Source organism: Aquimarina megaterium XH134 (assembly GCF_000520975.1).
GTDB classification, from domain to species: domain Bacteria; phylum Bacteroidota; class Bacteroidia; order Flavobacteriales; family Flavobacteriaceae; genus Aquimarina; species Aquimarina megaterium.
Genome location: NZ_JACB01000004.1, coordinates 186,734 through 210,373 on the forward strand (window position 1 = coordinate 186,734; position 23,640 = coordinate 210,373).

Consider the following 23,640-nt stretch of genomic DNA (forward strand, 5'->3'; position numbering starts at 1 on the left):
CATGAGTTTAATAAAAAAAGAGTATGAAAAACATACTCTTTTTAGATTGCAAATTGTTTTGTTTTTAGTTTAATTTTCGCAGTTGTCTTTTTATTTTTTTGATTGCTGATTCTATAGATTTTTCCGGCTCTATAACATTGTATTCACCCCAGAATACAGGATCAGAGAATCCAGATGCTTCATCGCTGATGACCACAGAAGATTTTAATTGATCTCTTGACCTAACCGTTTCGTTATTAATATTCTTTTTCCAGTCGGTCACCGCCATTTCTACATTTAATTTATAAACCGAATTAAATAATTTCTTCTTCCAGTTAATTTTTACGACAAGATCAATTCTTCCATAACTATAATACCATTTTCCATCTTTTTGACGATAATCAATTGTATAAGATGCTTGGGTAGGGTATACTTTTGCTTTTTTTGGTTTTTTTCTAACAAACATTTTGCTAACCTCTTCTTTATTTTCCATATTAAGACTAAAGACAGCTTTGGTCATTGCTAATGTTTCTGCATCTATATACAATTTTCCATAATATAATGGTTCTTTTATGTATGGGCGTTGTTTAAAATTTAATACATAAATATATTGATCATGAATTCTTGTAGACTTATCAAAACTAAAAATATAAGTATCGGTCATATTTGCAGTAAAAAGAATCTCAGGGTTTTTCATCACATCAATATAAAGTGTACTGGTAGGTCCTCCTTGTAATTTTAATGTTAAGGTGTCTAATTTTTTATAGTCGGCACTTTTTCTAGCTTTAAAAAGTTTAATGATATCTGTTTTTGTCGATTCATAAGGGTTTTTATAGACATCTACCACAGCTTCAGAAAGCGATACATAGCTTCTGCGTTTTTTGATGGTTTCTCGATAAAAGGCAGTCATGATACTGTTTTCATTAAGATAATTACTCCCTTTTCTCTTTATTACTTCACGTATAAGTGCATTTGGATCCTTAGGATCAATATTAACTTCGGATAATTCGGTGATAGAGGTATTTAGTTTTATTTTTAACTCTTTACCATTAAATTTGGATAACATAATCACTTTATCTCTATACCCAAGATAAGAGACTGTTATTTTTCCATTAGCCATCTCTTTAGGAACCTTTAACGAAAATTTCCCTTCATCGTTTGTAACTGTAGAAATATTCGTTTCATTTACTTCAATAGATGCAGATATCAGAGGTCGATTGTTTTCACTATCGAGTATATATCCTTTGTACTCGTTATAATTGGTGTCATCTTGGCTACTATCCTGTATATAAGTGAATGCTTGTATGTGAGCAGAATATGAGATAGTTAGCAAAATAAACAATAGAAAAGAGGTATATCTATTGTGAAAAAAAATACTTTTTTTGTTCATAGCTCGAGTTTTTTTGGTTGTAATTTCTTTTTTAAAGAGCTTAATCCTACATTACAAGGTAAGAAATTTTACCGAAGAAATTTGATGTCAATACGTTAAAACAGTAGCTTTTGTTAAATTTCGGATTACTTCAAATACGATTAATGATACCTATAATGATCTCCGAACCAGTTTTTGAGTTTAATATTCAAAATTTCTGTAGTAAAGGGCTTAGTAATGTAATCATCCAGACCTTTGGCAATAAAACGCTCTGCATCACCGGGTAACGCATTAGAAGTTAATGCAATTATAGGAGGAACTTTTTTGTAATTTTTACGAATTAGATTACAAGTTTGAACACCATCAAGTTCGGGTAGATTGATATCCATTAAAATAAGATCATAGGTATCTTCTTTGAACATGTCGACTGCCTGCCTTCCATTTTTTGCTATATCTGCTGTACAACCAAGATATTTTAGAATTTGTTTAGATACCAGTATATTGGTTTCTGAATCTTCTACTAACAGCACATGTAGGTCATATTTATGTTTTTTTACATGGGTAGGTACCTTGCTTTCTTTTATAGGTATTGATGTATCGATGATATTTGTTTTAAAAGTAAACCAAAAATTACTGCCTTTTCCGAGTTCACTTTTTACACCAAGTTTACCTTGCATTAGATCCACTAGTTTTTTACATATAGAAAGCCCTAGTCCACTTCCTTGTCCTGAGAGAATTGATGTTTCATTAAATTGACTGAAACGACTAAAAAGTGCTTCCTGATCTTTTTTGCCAATACCAATACCAGAGTCGATCACTTCTACTTTGATGGTTAAATAATCGTTTTTTTGAGCTACTGCAGAAACCTGTATATGTATCTCTCCACCATTAGTAAATTTTATGGCATTACCAATAAGGTTAGAAATAACCTGAGTTAAACGATTACCATCGGCCATTATATTTTCGGATAATTCTTCAGAATATTTAGGAATTAAATTAATTTCTTTAGCTGTTGCAGTAGCCAAAAAGAGATCTACATTTTGGTGGATTAACTTTTTAAAATTAATGGGAGTAGGAGATAAATTAAATTTCCCTTCTTCCATTTTTGATAGATCCAAAATTTGATTTAAAATTTCTAATAAATTATGAGAAGATTGGTGAATTGTGGTAACATATTCTTTCTGAAGATCATTAAGTTCTGTAGTATTAAAAAGCAAATCAATCATACCTATAACTCCAACCATAGGAGTTCTGATTTCATGACTCATATTGGCAAGAAATTCTTGTTTAAATTTTGAGGCTTTTAAGATTTGTTGATTTTTTTCTTTTAATTTATCTAGATTTCTACCTCCAAACATAGCAAATAGACCTAGAAATAGAGGGGCAGTATCTATAATATAATGAATAGGAAAATTTCTTTGTACATAAGCGATAGATTGCCATGAGAATTCGAGATCAAACCTGGCAATATCAATACTTGTGGCTAGAACAGGAAATGCAAACCCAAAAGATATCCCATAAAAAGTATATCTAGCAGCTTCAGATTTGAACCATGATATTCGTGCCATAATAATTATTTTGGTTGAGCGCTTACGTTCTTTATAATTTAAAAAACTGGCTGTATTAGGGGAAGCTTAGGGAGAATAATTGCTAAATATAGTTTTTTTTTGAAATATTAAGCAATGTTTTATAGGTTTATATAGCGGGGGATTAGAGTATTTTTAAAAAAATCCACGACAGGGGATTGCCGTGGATTTTAAACCTTACTTTTAATGATTAAATCACATTTTGAAAATTATCTTTTTTAATTTGTATCCATCTATTTTAATTAAATAGGTCTTTGGGTCTATATAATTTTGAATATAATCATCTACTTCTCCTTTGTCTAATAATCTTCCAGACATGTTGTATAGACTATATTTAAGTCCTTGAGGAACTTCTTTTATATGTTTAAAAGTTTTTTGATCTGTAGTTTGCTGACAGGTGTCATCTGCCAAAAATTTATTGATAAAAGTAATTCTTCCTTGCTCTTCTCCTTCTAAGGTTACGGTAGCTGAATCATCAATATCAATGATTCCATTACCTGTTAAATCACCTAGAATTATTAGACAAGCGTTTCTTACTTTGATACGTACTCCAGCTTCAAGATGTAAGCTTTCTGTAATGAAAATAACACCTTCTTCAGAATTTTCGTCCAAACCATCAACTACGGTGTTTTCTGTTACCGACATTAACTTATAAGAAATGTCAATTTTAGTATTTGCAAATGTCATGCTTGTTAATAACAAGGCTAATAAGGGTAGAAATTTTTTCATAAAGTTTGGTTTTGGGGTTGAACTTCAATTTTGTAAGTAATAACTTACTTTAAATGATTTTTTATCGTTGTAAAACACAAAATCAACGACAATATACAACATTTTATGCGAAAAACGTAAATTTTTTGAGTTTAATATTGATTTTTATTTGTGATTAAGATGTAGAAATCACGTATGCCCCTTTAATTACGGGTAGTTTAATGAAATCATTTTTTTGGTTTTTTTTAACAATTTTTAAAAGCAACCACCATATTTGTTTGATTTTTAATGAATAATAAATTAAAATACTTTTAGATATGAGTATTCGTTTTATTCATTAGATTTATATTCTTATTCTTAAAATCTAAATTATTTCAGAAATGGTAAAACTGTTGTTGTTTTTTCAACAATTTAGTATATGGTTTAAAATACTGTTAAGTGAGTTATCTAATAACCTAATTAGCCTCTTCCTTATTTTAGCTTTATATTTTGCTTTATGGCATTTTCCTCAAACTATAGATTTATTGTTAATTCTTAATCAAGCAGATGCCTTTTTGTTTGAAGTACCTTTGTATTTTTTCTTACTTATGGTTTCGGCATTTTTAATCTGGAATATACCAAAGTATTTCTACTATTATAATTATAAAGATATTTCGTTTTCTAACCTAATTGGTTTTGTTCCTAATCAACATTATAAATTTCAGGAGAGAAATAAATCGGTGAGATACCATTATTTGGTTAGGGTACATATGAGAAAAGTACTGCCTAGAATATTAGCACTTTTGCTATTAATTATTTCTGCTTTAAGTATTCTTAATGCAATGGAGCTTTTTGAACTTGATAATATCTATACTAATTTTTTAGAACCAACAGATACACTTATCTACTGTATCTTTTTTCTTCTTCTATTATCAGAACCTACTATATATGGTCATATCCAGGAATTTATTAATAAGATTCCCAAGACCAATGCTTTTATCGTTCTATTATCTGTAGGGTTGATCGTTTTTATTATATCTCTGGGTACTTTAAATACTCAGACAGAAAAAGATTTAGGAAATCTTTTTCTGTCTAATTGCGCACTGGCTTTGTTTTTCTTTACATTATCGTTTAACAGCTATCGATTTTTAAAAGAATTTCCCCAAAAACTCTTTTATGGGATTGTTCTCTTTTCGGGTTTTATGTTATTGTTTTCTTTTCTTGCACTTAATTTTGTTCCCGAATGGGCTAGTAGAATAAATCCTTTATCAATTTTAACATTATCATTATTAAGCTTATTCATGATAAGTTTTGTGTTAATTCTTTTGGGTAAAAAGCTAAAACTACCTTTGTTTTCTATAATTGTTGTTTTATGTTTATTTTCTTCCAGACTTTTTTCAGAAAGTTCAGATCATTACCAACTTACTATAAAACCTTCTGAAGTAAAGAGACCCGCTATGGAGCAATATCTATATCAATGGATAAAAGATAGAATTGATATCATAGAAAAGAGAGAAGGGAAGTTTCCTGCTCTTTTAGTTTCATCAGAAGGAGGAGGATCCAGAGCTGGACTTTGGTCTTTTTTAGTACATAGTTATTTATATGAGAAGTCTAATGGAAGTTATTTTGAGGAAAATTTATTGTCCTTAACAGGAGCATCGGGAGGAAGTGTAGGTAATGCTATGTTTTTTGCAGAAGCGCAACTTGCAATGTATAATAACAAAAAGGCTAGTTTTAAAACTAAGTCGACTGATGGATACCCAGCTTTAAAATATAAAGCAAGCGCAGTGTATAAAGAAAACTATTTATCGGTTTCATTACTTTCACTTTTAGGTAGAGACCTATTTAAAGAAACGACGAGTTTGTTTCGTTTTAAAAATAGAGGGAAGTTGTTAGAAGAACAATGGAGTCATACATACAAGAAATACTTTTCTAAAGAGTCAGATAAAGATATCCTACAGAAAGAGTTTTTATCTTTTTATAACAATAGTACCAATAAAGAAGAGAAGAGAACCGCACCACTTCTACTTATTAATACTACACATACACAGACAGGAAACTATAATGTAATAAGCCCGGTTAAATACGCACATCTAAGACCACTTACGGGGATGAGAGATTTTATAGAAAATTTACAAAAAAGTTATCCCGATAGCTCTATCAGACTATCGACTGCAATGCGTATAAATGCTGGGTTTCCTTATATAACCCCAGTAGGAGAAGTAAAAAAAACTTCTGCTTCAGATAAACAATATTCTGATCAATATGCAGATGCAGGATATTATGATAATGTAGGTGGTATTGTATCCAAGGGTGTTGAAGAAGTTTTTAGGAATGTATTACGGGATTCTTTTCCAGAATTACAGGATAAGATCAATATCAAGCATATTATTATTGCTAATAGTGAGGAGCGTAAAATCATAAAAACACAAACACAATATAAAGCTCCTTTAACAACATTGCAGAATGTTAGATATGGGCATACTCAGGAAATTATCAAAAAACTAGGGAGTAAGTATATCATAAAATTACAGCCAACCATGATACCGCTTTCTTTCTCAGAACCAGAAAATAAGGAAGAAGAAGTTCTTATGATTAAACCAGTTTTACCACTAGGCCGATACCTGTCAACTGTTGCGGTTAGGTCTATGGAAGCACGATTGAATGAGGTAAAACCACAATTAGACGCAATTTTAACAGTAAACTAGGACAGTTGTCATTTTTTTTCGTATTTTTGTCGTAAAATATATAGCTATGAGCGCAGTATCTCCATTAGATTTTGATAGTTTTGAAAATAAAGGTTTATTACGATACCTAAATATAGACATCCCTTTACGTAATATGTATGATTTTATCGAGTTATCAAGAAATGGGATAGATAAAAAAGCATTGCTACATCTTGCTAAGACTATTGGTTTCGATCTTAAAGAGCTGGCACATATACTTCATATGTCTGAACGCACTATCCAGCGTTATGATTTAAATAAAAAATTAGGAACAGAAGCTAGTGCTAGAGTATTACAGTTGGCTAAGCTTTATGCAAAAGGAGAAAATATTTTTGGAGATCTTTCTCGTTTTAAAGATTGGATGGGACATCCAAGTGTGGCATTAGCCATGAAAAAACCAAAAGAGTTATTAGATACTACGTTTGGTTTTCAGTTACTTAATGAAGAATTAGTTAGAATAGAACATGGAATTTTTGCCTAATGCGAGTATATCGAATAGCTAAACAAAAATATATAAAAGACCTTACCGGAATTGGAGCAAAAACAGTAGGAGGAAGATGGAATCCTAAAGGAGTCGCCGTTTTGTATACTAGTACTACAGCAGCACTTTCTGCTCTCGAAGTACTGGCTCATTTGCCAGCTGCATATTTTCCAGATGATATGTCGATTGCTACGATAGAAGTTCCCGATGCATTAATTACCACAATAGACATAGAAAAGATACCAGATAATTGGAATCAAATTCCTGTACCTATCGAGATTCAAAATTTTGTGATGCCGTGGATCGCAGAAGAACAATACCTAGGGCTTAAAGTTCCTAGTATTATAATTCCGAAAGAAAAAAACCTTCTAGTCAATCCAATGCATCCTAAATTTGATAAAGTAAAACTTCTTGATGTCGAACCATTTTGTTTTGATACCCGGTTATTAAAATAAAATCCTTTGGGTAAATCTTATTTTTTCGTTAAAACTCTATCCAAAATTCATCAACATATTTCATTTTGTATAAATTACCAGCTTAATGTGCGTAACGAATTTTCGGTTCAAACGTCATACTTACTAATAACTAATCTTAATTTAATAACAGAATGAGTATAAAAATGAAAAATGTTTACTTTTTGGCTGCATTTATTTTTGCTTTTGTGAGTTGTAAAAACGAAACAAAAAAAAGCGATAGCGATAGCGAAGTAGTAGCTGAAGTAGAAAAGATTCCCGGCATAGTTCTGGAAAACATGGACACTAGTATAAGTCCTAAAGATGATTTCTATAGCTATGTTAATGGAAGTTGGATGAAAAACACTAAAATTCCTGAAGACAGAACACGATGGGGAGGCTTTGGGGTTTTAAGAAAGAAAACAGATGATGATGTGCTTAAGATTATGGAAGAAGCAAAATCCAGTGGTAAATATGCCGCAGGAACTGATCAGCATAAGGCTCTGGTTATCTTCGAATCTATAATGGATACAATAGCAAGAAATAAAGCTGGTATAACTCCATTACAGCCAACACTAGATAAAATAGCTGCAATAAAGAATATCCAGGACTTACAATCTGTATTAGCAACAGAAACAGCTGCTTCTGCACCGTTTTTAGGGTTTACTTCTTTTCCAGATTTAAATAATAGTGATATAAATGCTCCATATGTAACTACTGGTGGTTTAGGATTACCAGATCGTGATTACTATTTGGATCAGGATGAAAAGTCTAAAGAAATTAGAGGACAATATGTGGATCATATTACAAGAATGCTTCAGTTTATTGGGGATACCGAAGATCAGGCACATAAAGCAGCAGAAAAGATTTTAGATATCGAAACCAAATTAGCCGAACCTAGATTAGATAAAGTTCAAAGTCGTGATGCTCGTAACTTTAATAATCCAAGAAGTATGGCTCAACTTTCAGAAATGACTCCAGCAGTAGATTGGAATAAATTATTGAAAGATCTTGGTGTTAAACAACAACTGGATACGGTTATGGTGTTGCAACCAAAATATATGAAAGCTTTACAAGGAGTGTTAACAGGAACAGATATTGAAGATCTTAAAACCGTAATGCGTTGGTCTACTTTAAATAGTGCAACTGGATCTCTTTCTACAGAAATAGAAAAAGCAAACTGGGATTTTTATAGCAAAACACTTAGAGGTGCAAAAAAACAAAGACCACTTGATGAACGTGCATTAGGTGCAGTAAATGGTTCTGTAGGAGAAGCTATTGGGCAATTGTATGTTGATGCTAAATTTCCACCTGAAGCAAAAGCTAAGGCAGAGAAAATGATTGCGAATGTAATCAAAGCTTATCAAAAAAGAATCGAAGTATTAGAATGGATGAGTGATAGCACAAAAGCTAAAGCTATAGAGAAATTAGATAAGTTTACTGTTAAAATTGGATATCCAAATAAATGGGAAGATTATTCTACACTTGATGTAAAAGAAGGGAATTCTAATTTTGATAATGCAATGGCAGTATCAAAATGGCAATTCGAAAAGTCAATCGATGAAATAGGAAAGCCGGTAGATAAAGCAGAGTGGGGAATGTCTCCTCAAACCGTAAATGCATATTTCAATCCTTTACTTAATGAAATTGTATTTCCGGCAGCTATACTTCAGCCACCATTCTATAATTATACAGCAGACGAAGCAGTTAATTACGGAGGTATCGGAGCCGTTATTGGTCATGAAATATCACATGCTTTTGATGATTCTGGAGCTCGTTTTGATGCAGAAGGAAATCTTAAAAACTGGTGGACAGAAGATGATCTTAAAGCTTTTACTGAAAGAGGAGATGCTTTAGCAGAACAATATAGTGCTATTGAAGTGTTAGATAGTGTATTTGTAAATGGTAAATTTACACTAGGAGAGAATATAGGAGATTTAGGAGGTGTGTTAGGAGCTTATGATGGATTACAGATGTATTTTGCAGAAAATGGAAGACCAGAAGATATTGATGGATTTACTGCAGAACAGCGTTTCTTTATGTCTTGGGCTACCGTATGGAGAACAAAGATTCGTGAAGATGCTTTAAGAACTCAAATTAAGACAGATCCGCATTCACCTGGTACAACACGTGCTATCCAACCTTTATTAAATGTTAAAGCCTTTTATGAAGCTTTTGATATAAAAGAAGGTGACAAAATGTATTTGGCACCAGAAAAACGAGTACATATTTGGTAAAAATATAATATGTAATGTATTAAAACCCTGCTCTATAGCAGGGTTTTTTTGTTTATATAGATTGATCTTCTTTAACTTCATTCATTAATAAAAATGCCTTATTAACATATTCTTTTTCTAAAAATAAGGTGAAGTAGTTTGAAGTAGAAATAACTTCAAAAACAGGAATGCCTTCATAAGCCAATAGCTTAAAAATATAAAAATACAAACCAATTACTTTAGAATTGTCTTCGGGTAACGCTATAGAAATAGAAGATAAGTCATCTGCAACAGAGATGCATACTTCATTTTTAAAATGTTTCTCAACAGTAGATTTAAGTGACGAAGACACTAATATATTACTTTCTTGAAAATTACTAGAGTATGTAAAATAAGCTTTTGTTTCGTTTTTTACACTTTCCAAAAGATTACTCTGGCTGGTTAAAATACTATTAGAGTTTAAAAATGTATACTCGGTTATCCCTGATCGTACCATAATATCACCAAGATTCCTTAAATTATCGATGTGTTTTATTTTTTTTGGATGGTAACGCCTTAATGCCATCACAATAGAACCTGGTTTAACAGGCTTTTTCATGATTTTTTCTACTTTAGGTAATAGATCGACAGCCAACGAACTGAAATTAATAATGTCCCTTGATAGTGCGTCCTCTAGAAAAGGCTGATGCCTTAAAATATTGTGTACACAATCTGTAATTGTTTTCATTGTTACATATTTAACATTCTGTGCAAATTTATGCTTTTTCTTTTAAAATATTTATTATTTGTGAGTTATTAATTAACTATGCAGTGTTAAAAACAAATGAAAAAGCAAGATTGATGAAAATTTTAAAGTTTGGAGGAACTTCTGTAGGATCTGTTGAAAACCTTAATAAGGTAAAGGAAATTTTGATCTCTGATCAAGAAAATAAAATTGTAGTTTGTTCTGCAATGTCGGGTGTTACAGATCAGTTAATTCGACTGGTAGAAAATGTGAAATTTAATGATGTTGATGCCATTACAAGAAATTTACATCGATTAGAAAGTAAACACAGTGATGTTATTGATGAATTAATCGAGAATCAGGAAACAAGAAATGTGCTTAAAGACGGTTTGTCTGCAATGATCACAGAAATGTTTGAGATCTCTAGTCAAGAGTATTCAGAAGTTGTCAATTCTAAGCTTATTACCTTTGGAGAAGCGCTTTTGACATATATATTTTCTGGATTCTTAAATGCCGAGGGTATATCTAATGTTTTACTAGATGCAAAAGAGTTTATGTATGTGAGTTCTGTTGAAAATCCAAACATTAGCAAGGTTGGTGAAAAATTGAATAAAGTAATAGAAAGTAATACCCACACATCTTTATATATAACTCAAGGGTTTGTATGTAGAAACGAGGTAGAGCAAATTAGTCATTTAAAAAGAGGAGGTAGTGATTATACTGCTACAATTATTGGAGCTGCATTAAATGCTTCAGAGGTACAGATATGGACCGATATCGATGGGTTGCATAATAATGACCCAAGATATGTTGAAGAAACACACCCGATCTCACATCTTACGTATAATGAAGCAGCAGAATTAGCATATTTTGGTGCCAAAATACTTCACCCTCAAACCGTTTCTCCGGTTGTAGGTAAAGATATACCAGTACTTCTCAAAAATACATTTGATCCAGAAGCACCGGGAACAGTAATTTCTAATAAAACATATCGAAAAGGGTTGAAAGCAATTTCTGCAAAAGATGGAATTACAGCGATTAAGATCAAGTCGAATCGAATGTTGATGGCTCATGGGTATTTAAGAAGAATTTTTGAAGTTTTTGATAACTACCACACTTCAATTGATATGATTACCACTTCAGAGATTGCGATATCGTTAACAATTGATAATACAAGCAATCTGGATGAAATCGTAAAAGAAATAGAAACCTACGCAGAAATAACTGTAGAGAAAGATCATAGTATCATATGTATTGTAGGAGAATCTGTTATCAATGATAAGAATTCATATAGGCTTTTCGAAATATTAAATTTCATACCGGTACGTATGGTATCTTATGGAGGAAGCAATAACAATATATCTATTTTGGTAGACACCAAAGACAAAATACCAACATTAAAGTTTTTAAATAAAAAGCTGTTTCAAGCAACCGTAGAAGCAGTTGTATGATTGTTTGTTATGTAATTTTATACATAAAATAAGTAGGGCATAAGCTTGGGATATTATATCATACGTAATATATCTTTATAAGGCGAGGGCCCTACTTTTCAATTCTTATCTTTTAATATCTAAGCAAGGTAGATCGTAAAATACGTATCTAAAGTATTTCGAATACAAAATCCCAGTTTCATTTTTTAAAACTCATCGTACGTATGTTTGCATGTATGTAAAACATAACACATGCTTACAAAAGTTTTTGGAAGTGCTGTTTTTGGAGTTGAGGCAACATCCATTACGGTCGAGGTGAATATCGATAAAGGAATAGGGTATCACCTTGTAGGGTTACCAGACAATGCGATACGAGAAAGTAGTTATCGTATAGCTGCTGCTTTACAAAACAATGGGTACAAATTACCAGGAAAGAAAATAACCATTAATATGGCTCCTGCAGACTTAAGAAAAGAAGGGTCTGCATATGATCTTACCCTGGCTTTAGGAATTCTTGCAGCAAGTTCGCAAATTAAGGGAGGTGCAATTTCAGAATATTTGATTATGGGAGAACTATCTCTGGATGGGAGTTTACAACCTATTAAAGGAGCACTACCTATTGCTATCAAAGCACGCGAAGAAGGGTTTAAAGGATTTATACTTCCAAAACAAAATGCTAAAGAAGCAGCGATCGTTGATCATTTAGAAGTATACGGAGTAGAAAATATCAGAGAAGTAATTGACTATTTTGATGAGAAAGGAGAGCTTGAACAAACTATTGTAGATACCAGAGAAGAATTTTATATGGCACTGGATAATCCTGAGTTTGACTTTGCAGATGTAAAAGGGCAGGAAAGTATAAAACGATGTATGGAGATCGCTGCAGCGGGAGGACATAATATTATATTGGTAGGCCCGCCGGGAAGTGGTAAAACGATGCTAAGTAAAAGGTTACCTAGCATTTTACCACCTATGTCATTACAAGAAGCCCTAGAAACAACCAAGATACATAGTGTAGTAGGGCGTATTAAAGATAATGTAGGATTGATGGCACAACGACCGTTTCGTAGTCCGCATCATACCATATCAAATGTAGCACTAGTAGGTGGTGGAAGTTATCCTCAACCCGGAGAAATCTCACTATCTCATAATGGAGTATTGTTTTTAGATGAATTACCAGAATTTAAAAGAGAAGTACTAGAAGTAATGCGCCAACCTCTCGAAGATAGAGAAGTAACCATTTCGAGAGCAAAATTTACGGTAACCTATCCTTCAAGTTTTATGTTGGTTGCAAGTATGAATCCTAGTCCGGGAGGGTATTTTAATGATCCGAATGCACCTGTAACCTCTTCTCCAGCAGAGATGCAACGCTACCTTAGTAAAATTTCGGGTCCGTTATTAGATAGAATAGATATTCATATAGAAGTTACACCAGTACCTTTTGATAAACTTAGCGAAGAAAGACGAGGAGAGTCTAGTGTTGAAATAAGAAAACGAGTAATTGAAGCGCGAAATATACAAACCCAAAGATTCGCAGAATTGCAAAATATTCATTACAACGCACAGATGGGAGTAAAGCAAATCAGAGCATACTGTGCCTTAGACAGTGCTTCTAAAGAACTACTAAAAACTGCAATGGAACGATTAAACCTTTCTGCCAGAGCATACGATCGTATTCTAAAAGTATCCCGAACTATTGCAGATCTCGAAAAATCAGAATCAATTTTGGGAGATCATATTTCTGAAGCTATACAATATAGAAGCTTGGATCGTGATGGATGGCTAGGATAATCATAGAAAGCAATAAGAAAATAAGTTTTATTTGTGTTAATTAAGATATGATTTTAGAAATATAAATGTACATTTCTTTAATTATTAAAATTCAATTTGTAACAAAGAACTATAATAATAGTCCTACATATAATTGAAGATGATATGAAAATTTAACTCTTTAAAACCAATGATCTTATTTTCACTATCTCATTTCTCAAAATCAATTTTATCAGTTTTTGGTAATTCTGAATACTGTAGATATTACCTTGTCTTTTATGTTTTTACTATATGCTCTGGTATTGCAATCGGACAAAATAAAGCAGAGAAAAAAGAGGAGACATATTCGATTTCAGAAAAAGAAAAACGATTTATTACTCAATCTGATTCTATAAAAAAAATAGAAAATTTTATTCAAAACACATTTTCTGAAGAGAAAGATACTATAAAAGGTTTAGCGTACTGTAAGGCTTTTTTACAAAGAGGAAAAATACAAGAAGATTATAATATTCAGTATTTCTCAAGTTATCAGATCGCATACATAGAATACATACGTTCTCATCATAGTAATACAATAAAAAATGCCTACATATCTGTTAAATCCGCAGAAAAAATGAAGGATACCATAAAGATTTTTGGAAGCCATAGTTTGTTGGGAAGTAGTTACTATGTTCTTGGAGCGTATGAAGAATCACTACAATCTTATCTTAGTGCCAAAGAACTTTCTAGAGGCATACAGAATTTATCATATAAGTTGATAAGTCATACCAATATAGCCAATGTACGTATGAAATTAAAACGATACAAAGATGCAATTGGTGAATACGATTTAGTACTTAAAACCTTAGAGAAAGAAACAAAAGATAATTTTGTTCAATACAAAAATACCTACCTAAGTTCATTATTAGGAAAAGGCAAATGCCTGGCAGAAATCCATAAACTTGATGAGGCTTTAAAAATAAATGACCAAGGTATTTTGTTTGCAGAGAATTACGACTTACCTATATACAAAAGCTATTTTTATATTAATCTTGGAGACATCTATTATAAAAAGGAAGAATATTATAAAGCATTAGGGTTTCTTAAGCAAGGAAAAGACATTTTTGTAAACAATACAGGAGGGCAACAAACCAATTTATATATAGCAAACTACTATATAGCCAGGTGTTTATATCAACAAAAAAAATATGATGAAACAATTTCTCTATTAAATGAAAATTTTGATTTGATAGGTGATAACATAGAGGCAGATAAAATAGAAAACATGTATAAGCTGGCTATCGAAACATCAAAAATGATGGGCGATCAGGAAAAACAGATATCGTATTATGATAGACTTCAAAATATTATTCAGGTAAAAAGTGACAAAAGATTAGTGGCTAAAGATTTATTGTACGAAGACGACTTAGAAGATTTTAAAATCGAAAACAATAAACTGGCAAGTGAAAAAACAAAAAGTGTGACAAGTAAGAAAATTATTGTAACTATATCCATAGTATTGATTACAGGGCTATTGTCCGCTTTTTTGGTATATCGAAGAAAGACTAAAATAAAAGAACAAAAGTTTCTAAAAATAATTGAAGATATTAAAGAGAAAAAATCTTTAGATCACGACCTAGAACACCCGATTCGAGAAGTGAAAATAAAAGATGAAAAATCAGAAAAAATTCTCAAGAAACTTCAAGAATTAGAAAATACTCATTTTTATATTTCACAAGACTGTAATTTGTATTCAACAGCAAAATTACTTCATACCAATACGACCTACTTATCAAAAGCCTTAAACGAAATAAAAAAGAAGTCATTTAATCAATATCTTAATGAATTAAGAATAGATTATGCCTTGCTAAAACTTAAAGAAGATCCAATGTTTAGATCTTATACCATCAGGGCTGTAGCAAAGGAAACAGGTTATAAAAGTGCCACTACATTTATTAAAGTTTTTAAAAGTAAAACCGGACTAAATCCGGCATATTATATTAAGAAACTAGAGCTAAGCTAGTGGTTTATTGTTTAAATTTATAAATATGAACAATTCGAATTATTAGATAAGCCCAATTATTGATACTTTGTTTTTAATGTATAACTCTTAAAATTTTAATCATGAAAACGAAGTATTTTTTTATACTCCTTGTAGTATGTATTCCTCATTTCATTAATGGGCAAGAAAAACTAACCCCTAGGGATCGCACTGTTGATGTATCCATATCTATTACAGATTCATTTAATGATAAAGGGGTAATAGAACAGGTTGTAAAGTTAAAAGGACCAGAAAGGTTAGCGTTTAGACCATATGATATTATACGATTAAAACTTGATTTAGATTATAGTTCTAATATAAATACCACAAAATATTTTAGATTGTCCTATGTCGTAGTACCCAGCGATCCTTTTGGAGCCAGTGCACCTGTAATTATACCTCCCGTAAGAAACGATCCCCCACCTGCACCATCAATTGTAGATCCGATATTTGACTACCCTTATGTTTTTAACACACCTCTATTTTTTAAAGAGAAGAACAATTTAATTTCATTACGCTTGGTAGAGTATGATAATGAAGAAGATTACCGTAATGATGAAGATGGTAGCGATGGGAATTGGTTAGATGATATTTTAGAGATTCAAGTATTGATAGGTAAAGATCGTTCAGGCCGTACTTCAATGACATCGACTCATAAAGACCCAATTCAATTTTACCCTAATCCTGTTAAAGAACATTTGACGATTGAATATTTCGGTAAGCAGAACAATGAAAATAAAATACAGATAGAGATATATAATAGCAATGGAAAAAAAGTAAGAAGTAGTATGCTAAAAAGAAAAAGTAGTGTAGGACTTAAAACTATGTATGGTTTTGAAACATTAGGTTTGGAAAAAGGAATGTATTATTGTCAGATTATCAGTGGAGAAAATAAGTATTATAAAACCCTGGTAAAAAATTAAAAAACAATCTACTTTTTTGAAATGAACGAAACCGTCTAGCGAAATGTCTAGACGGTTTTTTTGTAGAACCTATTAATCATATCCTAATCATATTCATAAAAGAAAATTCTTTATAGCTAAGGCATATGTTTTTTGATCAAAAAACATATGCCTTAGCCTTCTAAATATGATGAGTATGCCAATTCTTAAGAAGTATCATTTTATTAAAATCGCGCTATTAATTTTTGGTTGTTCAAATTTATAAATATGAATACTAACCCTTTGTTTTAAAGGGATACACGACTTAATTTTGAGATAAACGATTAGTATATGTTTCATAATCTGAAACTTTTTGTAAACAAAATTTGACTTTTTAAGTATTAAAAAAAGAAACCGTCCTAAAGATCTAAAACCAGGTTAGGGCATATAAAAATATTCTTGCAAGAATAGACACAAACTGTGAGTGTCTATAAATGTTCACACAAATACGATTTTAAAATTAATAGTTATGTTAAAAAACATTGTAAACCTTAACGGTGTCGATCAATTAAAAAGAAACGAACAAGCTTTTATTAAAGGAGGGATAAAAATAGATTGCAACTCTGATGCAGATTGCCCTTTTTTATGGCCGGTATGTAGTAATAACGGTCATTGCATAAGAGGGTGATATGTCTTGGATTCGGAGGTTGAGTTAGAAAGTATTTTACTAACGATAAGTATCAGTTGGTTGCAACACCGAATCAGTTAATAAGAGGCTAAGTTCTATATCAAAACAAAGGAGTTTAGCCTCTATTTGAAACATAAATAATTTCACATAATAAATCATTAAAACAACTTATATATCATGAAAAAATTAATATATAGATTACAGTACCTTGTACTATTTCCTATGTTTTTTGGATTGCTTTTAATTTCTTCCTGCGAGAAAGAAGATACAAATAATGAGCCAGTAGAAATAGTGGATACTACCAATGCGCCAGAAAAATCATTTCCTTTTCCCGAAGATCCCGATTTCAGACCACCAAGAGATATCCCTTCACCTCCTCAAATAGATGCAACTTGCGTGATTAGGATTTCCTATTTGTCTTTTCTGAGAAGGTGTCCAGAAAACCAAAGCGTAGTTACTCAATGGGTAAGAGAGTTAAATAGACGAGATGTTTGTTTTGTAACAGAACAATTTATAATATCAAATGAAGCTAAAGTAAGATGGGGGAATCAATATTATAGTTATTTGAATCGTTATAATTTGACCGAGATTCAGCTGGATTTAGATATTTATATTGCATACCGAGGATTGCTTTTAAGAGAGCCAGATGTAACCGGAGGAATTGCCTGGACACGAGAAATGAGAAGAACAAGTCTTAAAGCAGTCGTTTGTGGTATTATGAATTCTCAAGAATATCAAATCAGAAAAAATAATATGGCTACCGAATGTACAAATGCAGCAAACCAATGTACATATTAACTTCGGTAAATCTAGGTGTAAGAATCTTTCACGTAAGTAATGTACCTCGTTTTAGAGTTATACAGTTTTGTCGTTATGTTGAGAAAAATAGAAATATTTCTTTACTACATAGAATCTGTTGATGTATGATTAGAAAATTAGATTTCAAAAGTGCAAACAAACTCAGGTAAACTATAGTAACTTAACTAACTTCAATTTTTTAAAAAGAGTAAATACTACTTATCGATAGAAGGGCCTTCCAGAGAATGGAAGGTCTTTCTATTTACCTCATAAAAAGCTTTTTATGAGGATTTACAAGCATAAAATAGACCTCTTTAACTTTATTTTAATAACATATCAATAGAAATACTCATTGGCAAAGGTTATTTTTAACTCCATAAACAAAAAACATAATTATGAAAACTCAGGTTTATAGGGTGCTCGTCGTAGCAATGTCCTTTTTATTTTTAGGAGTTATCTCTTGTAAGAAAGAAACAAGTTCTGAAGTACAAACAGAAGAAGTAGGTAAATTATCTATTGATTTCGAAAAATATGAGCTAGAAAATGGGCTTCAAGTGGTATTACATCAGGATAAATCTGATCCGATCGTTTCGGTTGCGATCCAATATGGCGTAGGTTCTAATCGAGAAAAACCGGGAAGAACAGGATTTGCACATTTATTCGAACATATGCTGTTTCAAGAATCAGAAAATGTACCTCAGGATCAGTTCTTTAAAAAGATTCAGGATGTTGGAGGAACACTTAATGGGGGAACATGGCAGGACGGAACAATATACTATGAAGTAGTTCCCAAAAATGCTATGGAAACGGTATTATGGTTAGAGTCTGATAGAATGGGCTTTCTAATTAATACAGTTACCAAAAGTGCTTTCAAAAATCAGCAGGAAGTGGTGCAAAATGAAAAGCGACAACGTGTAGATAATAATCCTTATGGGCATACCAATTGGGTAATTGATAAGAATATTTATCCAGAAGGACACCCATACAACTGGCAAGTAATAGGAGAGTTAGTAGATCTTCAAAATGCTACTGTAGAAGATGTAAAAGAGTTTTATGATAAATATTACGGACCCAATAATGCCACTATAGTACTTGCTGGAGATTTTGAAACAGAAGAGGCTAAAGCAATGATCGAGAAGTATTTTGGCGAAATTAAAAAACGTCAACCAGTAGAAAAGTTAAAAGTACAGAATGTTACTTTATCAGAAACCAAAAGATTCTCTCACGAAGATAACTTTGCTACTACTGCACAATTAAATATGGTATGGCCAACAGTAGAACAATATACTAAAGATGCCTATGCATTAGACTTCTTAGGGCAATTGTTATCCGACGGAAAAAAAGCACCTTTATATAAAGTTTTGGTAAAAGAAAAAGAATTAACCTCGGATACTAATGCATGGAATAGATCTATGGAAATAGCAGGTAAATTCAGAGTAAATATTACGGCTAATGATGGTAAAAGTCTAGCCGATATCGAAGCAGGTGTTTTTGAAGCATTTAAGAAATTTGAAGAAGAGGGAATTACTGAAACAGATATCGAACGTATTAAAGCAGGACTCGAAACACAATTTTATAATGGAATTAGTAGTGTACTAGGAAAATCATTTCAATTAGCACAATACAATGTGTTTGCTGGTGATCCGGGGTTTATAACTCAAGATATAGAAAATATTAAGGCGGTTACAAAAGAAGATGTGATTAGAGTATACAACACATATATTAAGGATAAGCCTTATGTGATTACTAGTTTTGTTCCTAAAGGAAAATTGGATTTGGCGGCAAATGATTCAGAAAAAGCAGCAGTTGTAGAAGAAGAGATAAAAGAAAATGTAGAAGAAGCAGTAGTCGAAACAAAAGAAGAAATCCAAAAAACACCTTCGGCTTTTGATCGTTCTGTAGCTCCGAAAGAAGGAGAATCTCCAAAACTGAACATTCCTCAATCCTGGAGTACTTCATTATCTAACGGAATGAAAGTATATGGTATAGAGCAAAATGAACTTCCATTGGTTAATTTTAGTTTGATAATTTCTGGAGGACATTTGTTAGATTCATTTGATAAAATTGGAGTAGCAAACCTAATGACAGATATCATGATGGAAGGTACCGCTACCAAAACTCCAGAGCAGTTAGAAGAAGAGATAGAGTTACTGGGAGCCTCTATCAGAATGTATACAACCAGAGAAGCAATTATCATAAGAGGTAATACCCTGGTTCGTAATCTTGATAAAACAATGGATCTGATAGGCGAAATATTACTGGAGCCAAGATGGGATGAAGAAGAATTTGGAAGAATAAAAACCAAAACTATTAATGGGATTAAAAGATCGGCTGCAGACCCTAATACGGTGGCAAGAAACGTATACAATAAACTTCTTTATGGAGAAAAACACATGTTTGCTTACCCTACCACTGGTACTGTAGCTTCTGTAGAAGCGATTACTATAGACGATTTAAAGCAGTTTTATGCCAAAAATTTCTCCCCTTCAGTTAGTAAATTTCAAATTGTAGGAGACTTAAACCAAGATAAAGCACTTGCGGCTCTTAAAAATTTAGAAAGTAAATGGGCTAGCAAAGAAGTAACTATTCCAGAATATGAAGTAGTGAATACCAGAGATAAATCATCTTTATATTTTGTTGATATTCCTAATGCAAAACAATCTGTAATTAATATAGGGTATCTTTCTATGGCACGTACCGACGAAGATTATTTTCCGGCTACAGTTATGAATTATAAGTTGGGAGGATCTTTCTCAGGAAATGTAAACCTAATCTTGAGAGAAGAAAAAGGATATACCTATGGTGCACGATCCAGGTTTAATGGGAGTAAGATACCGGGGACCTTTACCGCCTCTTCAAGTGTACGTACCAATACGACTTTTGAGTCTGTAAAGATTTTTAAAGATGAAATAGAGAAGTATAAAGATGGTATTTCTGAAGAAGATTTAGCCTTTACTAAAAACGCCTTAATAAAATCTAATGCTCGCAGATTTGAGACCCAAGGAGCATTATTAGGAATGTTACAGGAAATGGGAAGGTATGATTTTGCATCAGATTATATAGCTAAGGAAGAAAAAATAATAGAAGAAATGACCTTAGAACAACATAAGGCATTAGCTAATAAATATCTTGATGAAACCAAAATGGCATACCTGTTAATAGGAGATGCAGCTACACAATTTGAGCAATTTAAAAATGCCGGGTTTGATGAAGTATTGATGTTGGATAAAGAAGGGAAAGAAGTGAAGCTTAGCGATGTGAAGATGTAAATCCAAGTTAGAAATGAAAGTAAAGGGATATGATCTAATCATATCCCTTTTTTTATGCCAAAACGCTAAATAAAAAACTATACCAGTATTTAAATCACTCTATTGAGTGGTTAAGAGAATTTATAAACTATTTACCGTTCTTATCAACAATCACATACGCATAATTCCGGAAATTGATACTTTTAAGAAAGTAGATATTTTAAACTTATAAATATTGATTATGTACCGAATACTTTTTCTGATTTCATTACTTGTTGTTTTAGGGTGTAATAAAAACAATGATACATCAAAACAACCATCCAAGGATGTAAAAACCGAAGAACAATCACTACAAGAGAACCCAATAGAAGAACCTTTGCAACTCACATTAAAACAAGCCAATACATTGGTAGAACTGCCATTAGCTTGCTTGCAGGTAGAGTACCCTAATAAACTGGGACAAACCTTAGGAGGAAAAGAAAATATAGGAGAACCTCATGTATTGCATCCTACCTTTTATGGTTGTTTTGATTGGCATTCTTCAGTCCATGGGCATTGGTCGTTAGTGAAGTTATTAAAAACATTTCCTGATCTGGAAAAAAAGGAAGAAGCGAAAACCAAATTGCTTCAAAATATGTCTAAGAAGAATATTGAGGAAGAAATCAAGTATTTTGAAGGAAAGCATAATAAATCATACGAGAGAACCTATGGTTGGGCCTGGTTGCTTAAACTGGCCGAAGAGCTTCATACCTGGGATGATCCACTGGCAAGAGAATTAGAAGAAAACCTTCAGCCACTAACTGCACTTATTGTACAACGGTATATCGATTTTCTTCCAAAACTTAAATATCCAATTAGAGTAGGAGAGCATACCAATACTGCATTTGGATTATCCTTTGCTTGGGATTATGCAAATACTCTGGGAGATCAAAAACTAAAGGGCATTATAGAGACCAGGGCAAGAGAATTCTATGCTAATGATCAAGGTTGTCCTATTGGCTGGGAACCCAGTGGTTATGATTTTTTATCTCCTTGTTTTGAAGAAATAGATGTAATGAGAAGAGTGTTAAATAAAGAAGAATTTGATCGTTGGATCTCTGATTTTATGCCGCAACTTAAAGCCAAAAATTTTACGATCGACGTAGGAGAAGTGTCTGATCGTACAGATGGTAAATTGGTTCATTTAGATGGACTTAATTTTAGTAGAGCCTGGGTGTTATATGGGCTTGCCAAACAGTATAAAGAGTACATGCATCTTTTTTCGGTAGCAAATACACATGTAAACTATTCTTTGCCTAATCTGGTTGGGGATAGTTATGAAGGAGGGCATTGGCTGGGATCATTTGCTATTTATACACTAGATGTTAATACAAAATAAATGAAGAAATTTTTTAATATAGGCCCAGGAACATGGGTGACTGCAGCTTTTATTGGTCCAGGTACCGTAACTGTATGTACATTAGCAGGGGTACAGTTTGGATTTTCATTACTATGGGCATTGGTGTTATCTATTGTAGCTTGTGTTGTTTTACAGGAAATGGCAGCAAGATTAGGTGTAGTCACCCAAAAGGGACTAAGCGAAGTGCTAAAATCTCAATTTGATAACAAAATTGTAAGAGGAGCTCTTATTACATTAATCCTGTCAGCAATTTTCATAGGAAATGCGGCATACGAAGCCGGTAATATCAGTGGGGGAGTACTTGGGCTGTCTACAATCTTAGAATCCTCACTCGGGATTTCAGAAAACTACCTAAGTATCGTAATCGGTGTGATTGCCTTTGTACTATTGTACATAGGTAATTATAAGGTTTTAGAACGAAGCTTGATTGTTCTGGTTTTATTAATGAGTGTAGCTTTTATAGTAACAGCAATAGTTACCAAACCAGATATTTCAATGATTTTTAAAGGGTTTGTGCCTAATTTTTCTAGTGATAATGTACTTACCATTGTAGGGTTGATAGGAACAACAGTAGTGCCGTATAACCTCTTTTTACACGCCTCTATTGTTAGTGAAAAATGGAAATCTACCGAGGACCTGCCAGAAGCAAAAAAGGATACTGTAGTTGCGATTGTATTGGGTGGGTTTGTGTCAATGGCAATTATTATTGCGGGAGCGGCTATACAAGAAGCAGAAGTGAATAATGCAGCCGATCTGGCTAAAGGACTGGAACCGGTTTTTGGTTCGATGGCAAAATATGTACTATCTGTTGGGTTGTTTGCAGCAGGAATTACTTCTGCAATCACAGCACCTCTTGCAGCAGCTTATGTAGTAAAAGGGTGTATGGGATGGCAAAAAGGACTCAAAAGTAAATCCTTTAGAGCAGTGTGGATGTTCATCCTTTTTTTGGGAGTTTTGTTTTCTTCCCTAGGGATAAAATCAATAGTAATTATTCGATTTGCGCAGATCGCAAATGGACTCCTTTTACCTGTAATTGCAATCTTCCTTTTATGGGTAATGAACCAACAAAAAATATTAGGAAAATATACCAATTCATGGAAGCAAAACCTGATTGGATTTTTCATTCTTATCATTACTTGCTTTTTAGGATTTAGAGGGATTTGGAAAGTGATTGAAAGTTTGTAGG

At 32.5% G+C, this 23,640-nt stretch carries 17 protein-coding genes; 13 read left to right on the forward strand and 4 right to left on the reverse strand.

The window, feature by feature from the left end; genetic code table 11:
- Positions 1 to 64 precede the first annotated feature (64 nt).
- From Z053_RS0105875 to Z053_RS0105885, 3 genes are all read right to left on the reverse strand, one after another.
- On the reverse strand, positions 65 to 1,369 hold the full coding sequence (locus tag Z053_RS0105875) for a carboxypeptidase-like regulatory domain-containing protein (protein ID WP_025664112.1): 1,305 nt from the start codon (positions 1,367 to 1,369) through the stop codon (positions 65 to 67).
- A gap of 140 nt (positions 1,370 to 1,509) precedes the next feature.
- Entirely contained in the window at positions 1,510 to 2,706 is a 1,197-nt protein-coding gene (locus tag Z053_RS0105880; RefSeq protein ID WP_407637465.1) for an ATP-binding protein, read from the reverse strand.
- Between the two features lie 423 nt (positions 2,707 to 3,129).
- The gene (locus Z053_RS0105885; RefSeq protein ID WP_152538268.1) at positions 3,130 to 3,663 is read right to left on the reverse strand and encodes a hypothetical protein; all 534 of its coding nucleotides are present in this window, start codon (positions 3,661 to 3,663) and stop codon (positions 3,130 to 3,132) included.
- 359 nt (positions 3,664 to 4,022) lie between these two features.
- On the opposite strand from Z053_RS0105885, the gene Z053_RS0105890 reads away from it, so the two are divergent.
- The 4 genes from Z053_RS0105890 to Z053_RS0105905 all read left to right on the forward strand — a co-directional run bounded on the left by Z053_RS0105890 (position 4,023) and on the right by Z053_RS0105905 (position 9,517).
- Positions 4,023 to 6,329, forward strand: a complete 2,307-nt coding sequence (locus Z053_RS0105890) for a hypothetical protein (RefSeq protein WP_025664115.1) — start codon at positions 4,023 to 4,025, stop codon at positions 6,327 to 6,329.
- Between the two features lie 46 nt (positions 6,330 to 6,375).
- Positions 6,376 to 6,828 (forward strand): type II RES/Xre toxin-antitoxin system antitoxin, encoded by a 453-nt coding sequence (gene parS / locus Z053_RS0105895; protein ID WP_025664116.1) that lies wholly within the window; start codon positions 6,376 to 6,378, stop codon positions 6,826 to 6,828.
- Positions 6,828 to 7,283, forward strand: coding sequence for an RES family NAD+ phosphorylase (locus Z053_RS0105900; RefSeq protein ID WP_025664117.1), 456 nt, complete (start codon positions 6,828 to 6,830; stop codon positions 7,281 to 7,283). Before parS ends, Z053_RS0105900 begins: the two co-directional genes overlap by 1 nt.
- A 164-nt stretch (positions 7,284 to 7,447) precedes the next feature.
- The gene (locus Z053_RS0105905; protein WP_081748218.1) at positions 7,448 to 9,517 is read left to right on the forward strand and encodes a M13 family metallopeptidase; all 2,070 of its coding nucleotides are present in this window, start codon (positions 7,448 to 7,450) and stop codon (positions 9,515 to 9,517) included.
- Between the two features lie 52 nt (positions 9,518 to 9,569).
- Here the strand turns inward: Z053_RS0105905 and Z053_RS0105910 are convergent, their stop codons facing one another.
- Positions 9,570 to 10,223 carry a hypothetical protein gene (locus Z053_RS0105910; protein ID WP_025664119.1) on the reverse strand — a complete coding sequence of 218 codons (654 nt, stop codon included), beginning with the start codon at positions 10,221 to 10,223 and terminating at the stop codon, positions 9,570 to 9,572.
- A gap of 113 nt (positions 10,224 to 10,336) precedes the next feature.
- Here Z053_RS0105910 and Z053_RS0105915 point away from each other — a divergent pair, with 113 nt between their 5' ends.
- From Z053_RS0105915 to Z053_RS0105955, 9 genes are all read left to right on the forward strand, one after another.
- Entirely contained in the window at positions 10,337 to 11,671 is a 1,335-nt protein-coding gene (locus Z053_RS0105915; RefSeq protein WP_025664120.1) for an aspartate kinase, read from the forward strand.
- A gap of 231 nt (positions 11,672 to 11,902) precedes the next feature.
- Positions 11,903 to 13,441 (forward strand): YifB family Mg chelatase-like AAA ATPase, encoded by a 1,539-nt coding sequence (locus Z053_RS0105920; protein ID WP_025664121.1) that lies wholly within the window; start codon positions 11,903 to 11,905, stop codon positions 13,439 to 13,441.
- Between the two features lie 169 nt (positions 13,442 to 13,610).
- Complete coding sequence (locus tag Z053_RS0105925; RefSeq protein ID WP_025664122.1) at positions 13,611 to 15,422, forward strand: AraC family transcriptional regulator; 1,812 nt, start codon at positions 13,611 to 13,613, stop codon at positions 15,420 to 15,422.
- A 101-nt stretch (positions 15,423 to 15,523) separates the two neighbouring features.
- Positions 15,524 to 16,363: a T9SS type A sorting domain-containing protein gene (locus tag Z053_RS0105930; RefSeq protein WP_025664123.1), complete on the forward strand. Its 840-nt coding sequence runs from the start codon at positions 15,524 to 15,526 to the stop codon at positions 16,361 to 16,363.
- A gap of 487 nt (positions 16,364 to 16,850) precedes the next feature.
- Positions 16,851 to 17,009: a hypothetical protein gene (locus Z053_RS31345; RefSeq protein ID WP_159099342.1), complete on the forward strand. Its 159-nt coding sequence runs from the start codon at positions 16,851 to 16,853 to the stop codon at positions 17,007 to 17,009.
- Positions 17,010 to 17,186: 177 nt separating this feature from the next.
- Positions 17,187 to 17,807: a hypothetical protein gene (locus Z053_RS0105940; protein WP_025664124.1), complete on the forward strand. Its 621-nt coding sequence runs from the start codon at positions 17,187 to 17,189 to the stop codon at positions 17,805 to 17,807.
- A 395-nt stretch (positions 17,808 to 18,202) separates the two neighbouring features.
- Positions 18,203 to 21,076 (forward strand): M16 family metallopeptidase, encoded by a 2,874-nt coding sequence (locus tag Z053_RS0105945; RefSeq protein ID WP_025664125.1) that lies wholly within the window; start codon positions 18,203 to 18,205, stop codon positions 21,074 to 21,076.
- A 220-nt stretch (positions 21,077 to 21,296) separates the two neighbouring features.
- Positions 21,297 to 22,433, forward strand: coding sequence for a DUF2891 domain-containing protein (locus Z053_RS0105950; RefSeq protein ID WP_025664126.1), 1,137 nt, complete (start codon positions 21,297 to 21,299; stop codon positions 22,431 to 22,433).
- Complete coding sequence (locus Z053_RS0105955; protein WP_025664127.1) at positions 22,434 to 23,639, forward strand: Nramp family divalent metal transporter; 1,206 nt, start codon at positions 22,434 to 22,436, stop codon at positions 23,637 to 23,639.
- The last annotated feature ends 1 nt before the right edge of the window (position 23,640 follow it).

Bases quoted from the DNA above. Each gene is read 5' to 3' on its own strand.
- Z053_RS0105875 (WP_025664112.1), bottom strand. From the start codon at position 1,369: ATGAACAAAAAAAGTATTTTTTTTCACAATAGATATACCTCTTTTCTA.
- Z053_RS0105880 (WP_407637465.1), bottom strand. From the start codon at position 2,706: ATGTTTGGAGGTAGAAATCTAGATAAATTAAAAGAAAAAAATCAACAA.
- Z053_RS0105885 (WP_152538268.1), bottom strand. From the start codon at position 3,663: ATGAAAAAATTTCTACCCTTATTAGCCTTGTTATTAACAAGCATGACA.
- Z053_RS0105890 (WP_025664115.1), top strand. From the start codon at position 4,023: ATGGTAAAACTGTTGTTGTTTTTTCAACAATTTAGTATATGGTTTAAA.
- parS (WP_025664116.1), top strand. From the start codon at position 6,376: ATGAGCGCAGTATCTCCATTAGATTTTGATAGTTTTGAAAATAAAGGT.
- Z053_RS0105900 (WP_025664117.1), top strand. From the start codon at position 6,828: ATGCGAGTATATCGAATAGCTAAACAAAAATATATAAAAGACCTTACC.
- Z053_RS0105905 (WP_081748218.1), top strand. From the start codon at position 7,448: ATGAAAAATGTTTACTTTTTGGCTGCATTTATTTTTGCTTTTGTGAGT.
- Z053_RS0105910 (WP_025664119.1), bottom strand. From the start codon at position 10,223: ATGAAAACAATTACAGATTGTGTACACAATATTTTAAGGCATCAGCCT.
- Z053_RS0105915 (WP_025664120.1), top strand. From the start codon at position 10,337: ATGAAAATTTTAAAGTTTGGAGGAACTTCTGTAGGATCTGTTGAAAAC.
- Z053_RS0105920 (WP_025664121.1), top strand. From the start codon at position 11,903: ATGCTTACAAAAGTTTTTGGAAGTGCTGTTTTTGGAGTTGAGGCAACA.
- Z053_RS0105925 (WP_025664122.1), top strand. From the start codon at position 13,611: ATGATCTTATTTTCACTATCTCATTTCTCAAAATCAATTTTATCAGTT.
- Z053_RS0105930 (WP_025664123.1), top strand. From the start codon at position 15,524: ATGAAAACGAAGTATTTTTTTATACTCCTTGTAGTATGTATTCCTCAT.
- Z053_RS31345 (WP_159099342.1), top strand. From the start codon at position 16,851: ATGTTAAAAAACATTGTAAACCTTAACGGTGTCGATCAATTAAAAAGA.
- Z053_RS0105940 (WP_025664124.1), top strand. From the start codon at position 17,187: ATGAAAAAATTAATATATAGATTACAGTACCTTGTACTATTTCCTATG.
- Z053_RS0105945 (WP_025664125.1), top strand. From the start codon at position 18,203: ATGAAAACTCAGGTTTATAGGGTGCTCGTCGTAGCAATGTCCTTTTTA.
- Z053_RS0105950 (WP_025664126.1), top strand. From the start codon at position 21,297: ATGTACCGAATACTTTTTCTGATTTCATTACTTGTTGTTTTAGGGTGT.
- Z053_RS0105955 (WP_025664127.1), top strand. From the start codon at position 22,434: ATGAAGAAATTTTTTAATATAGGCCCAGGAACATGGGTGACTGCAGCT.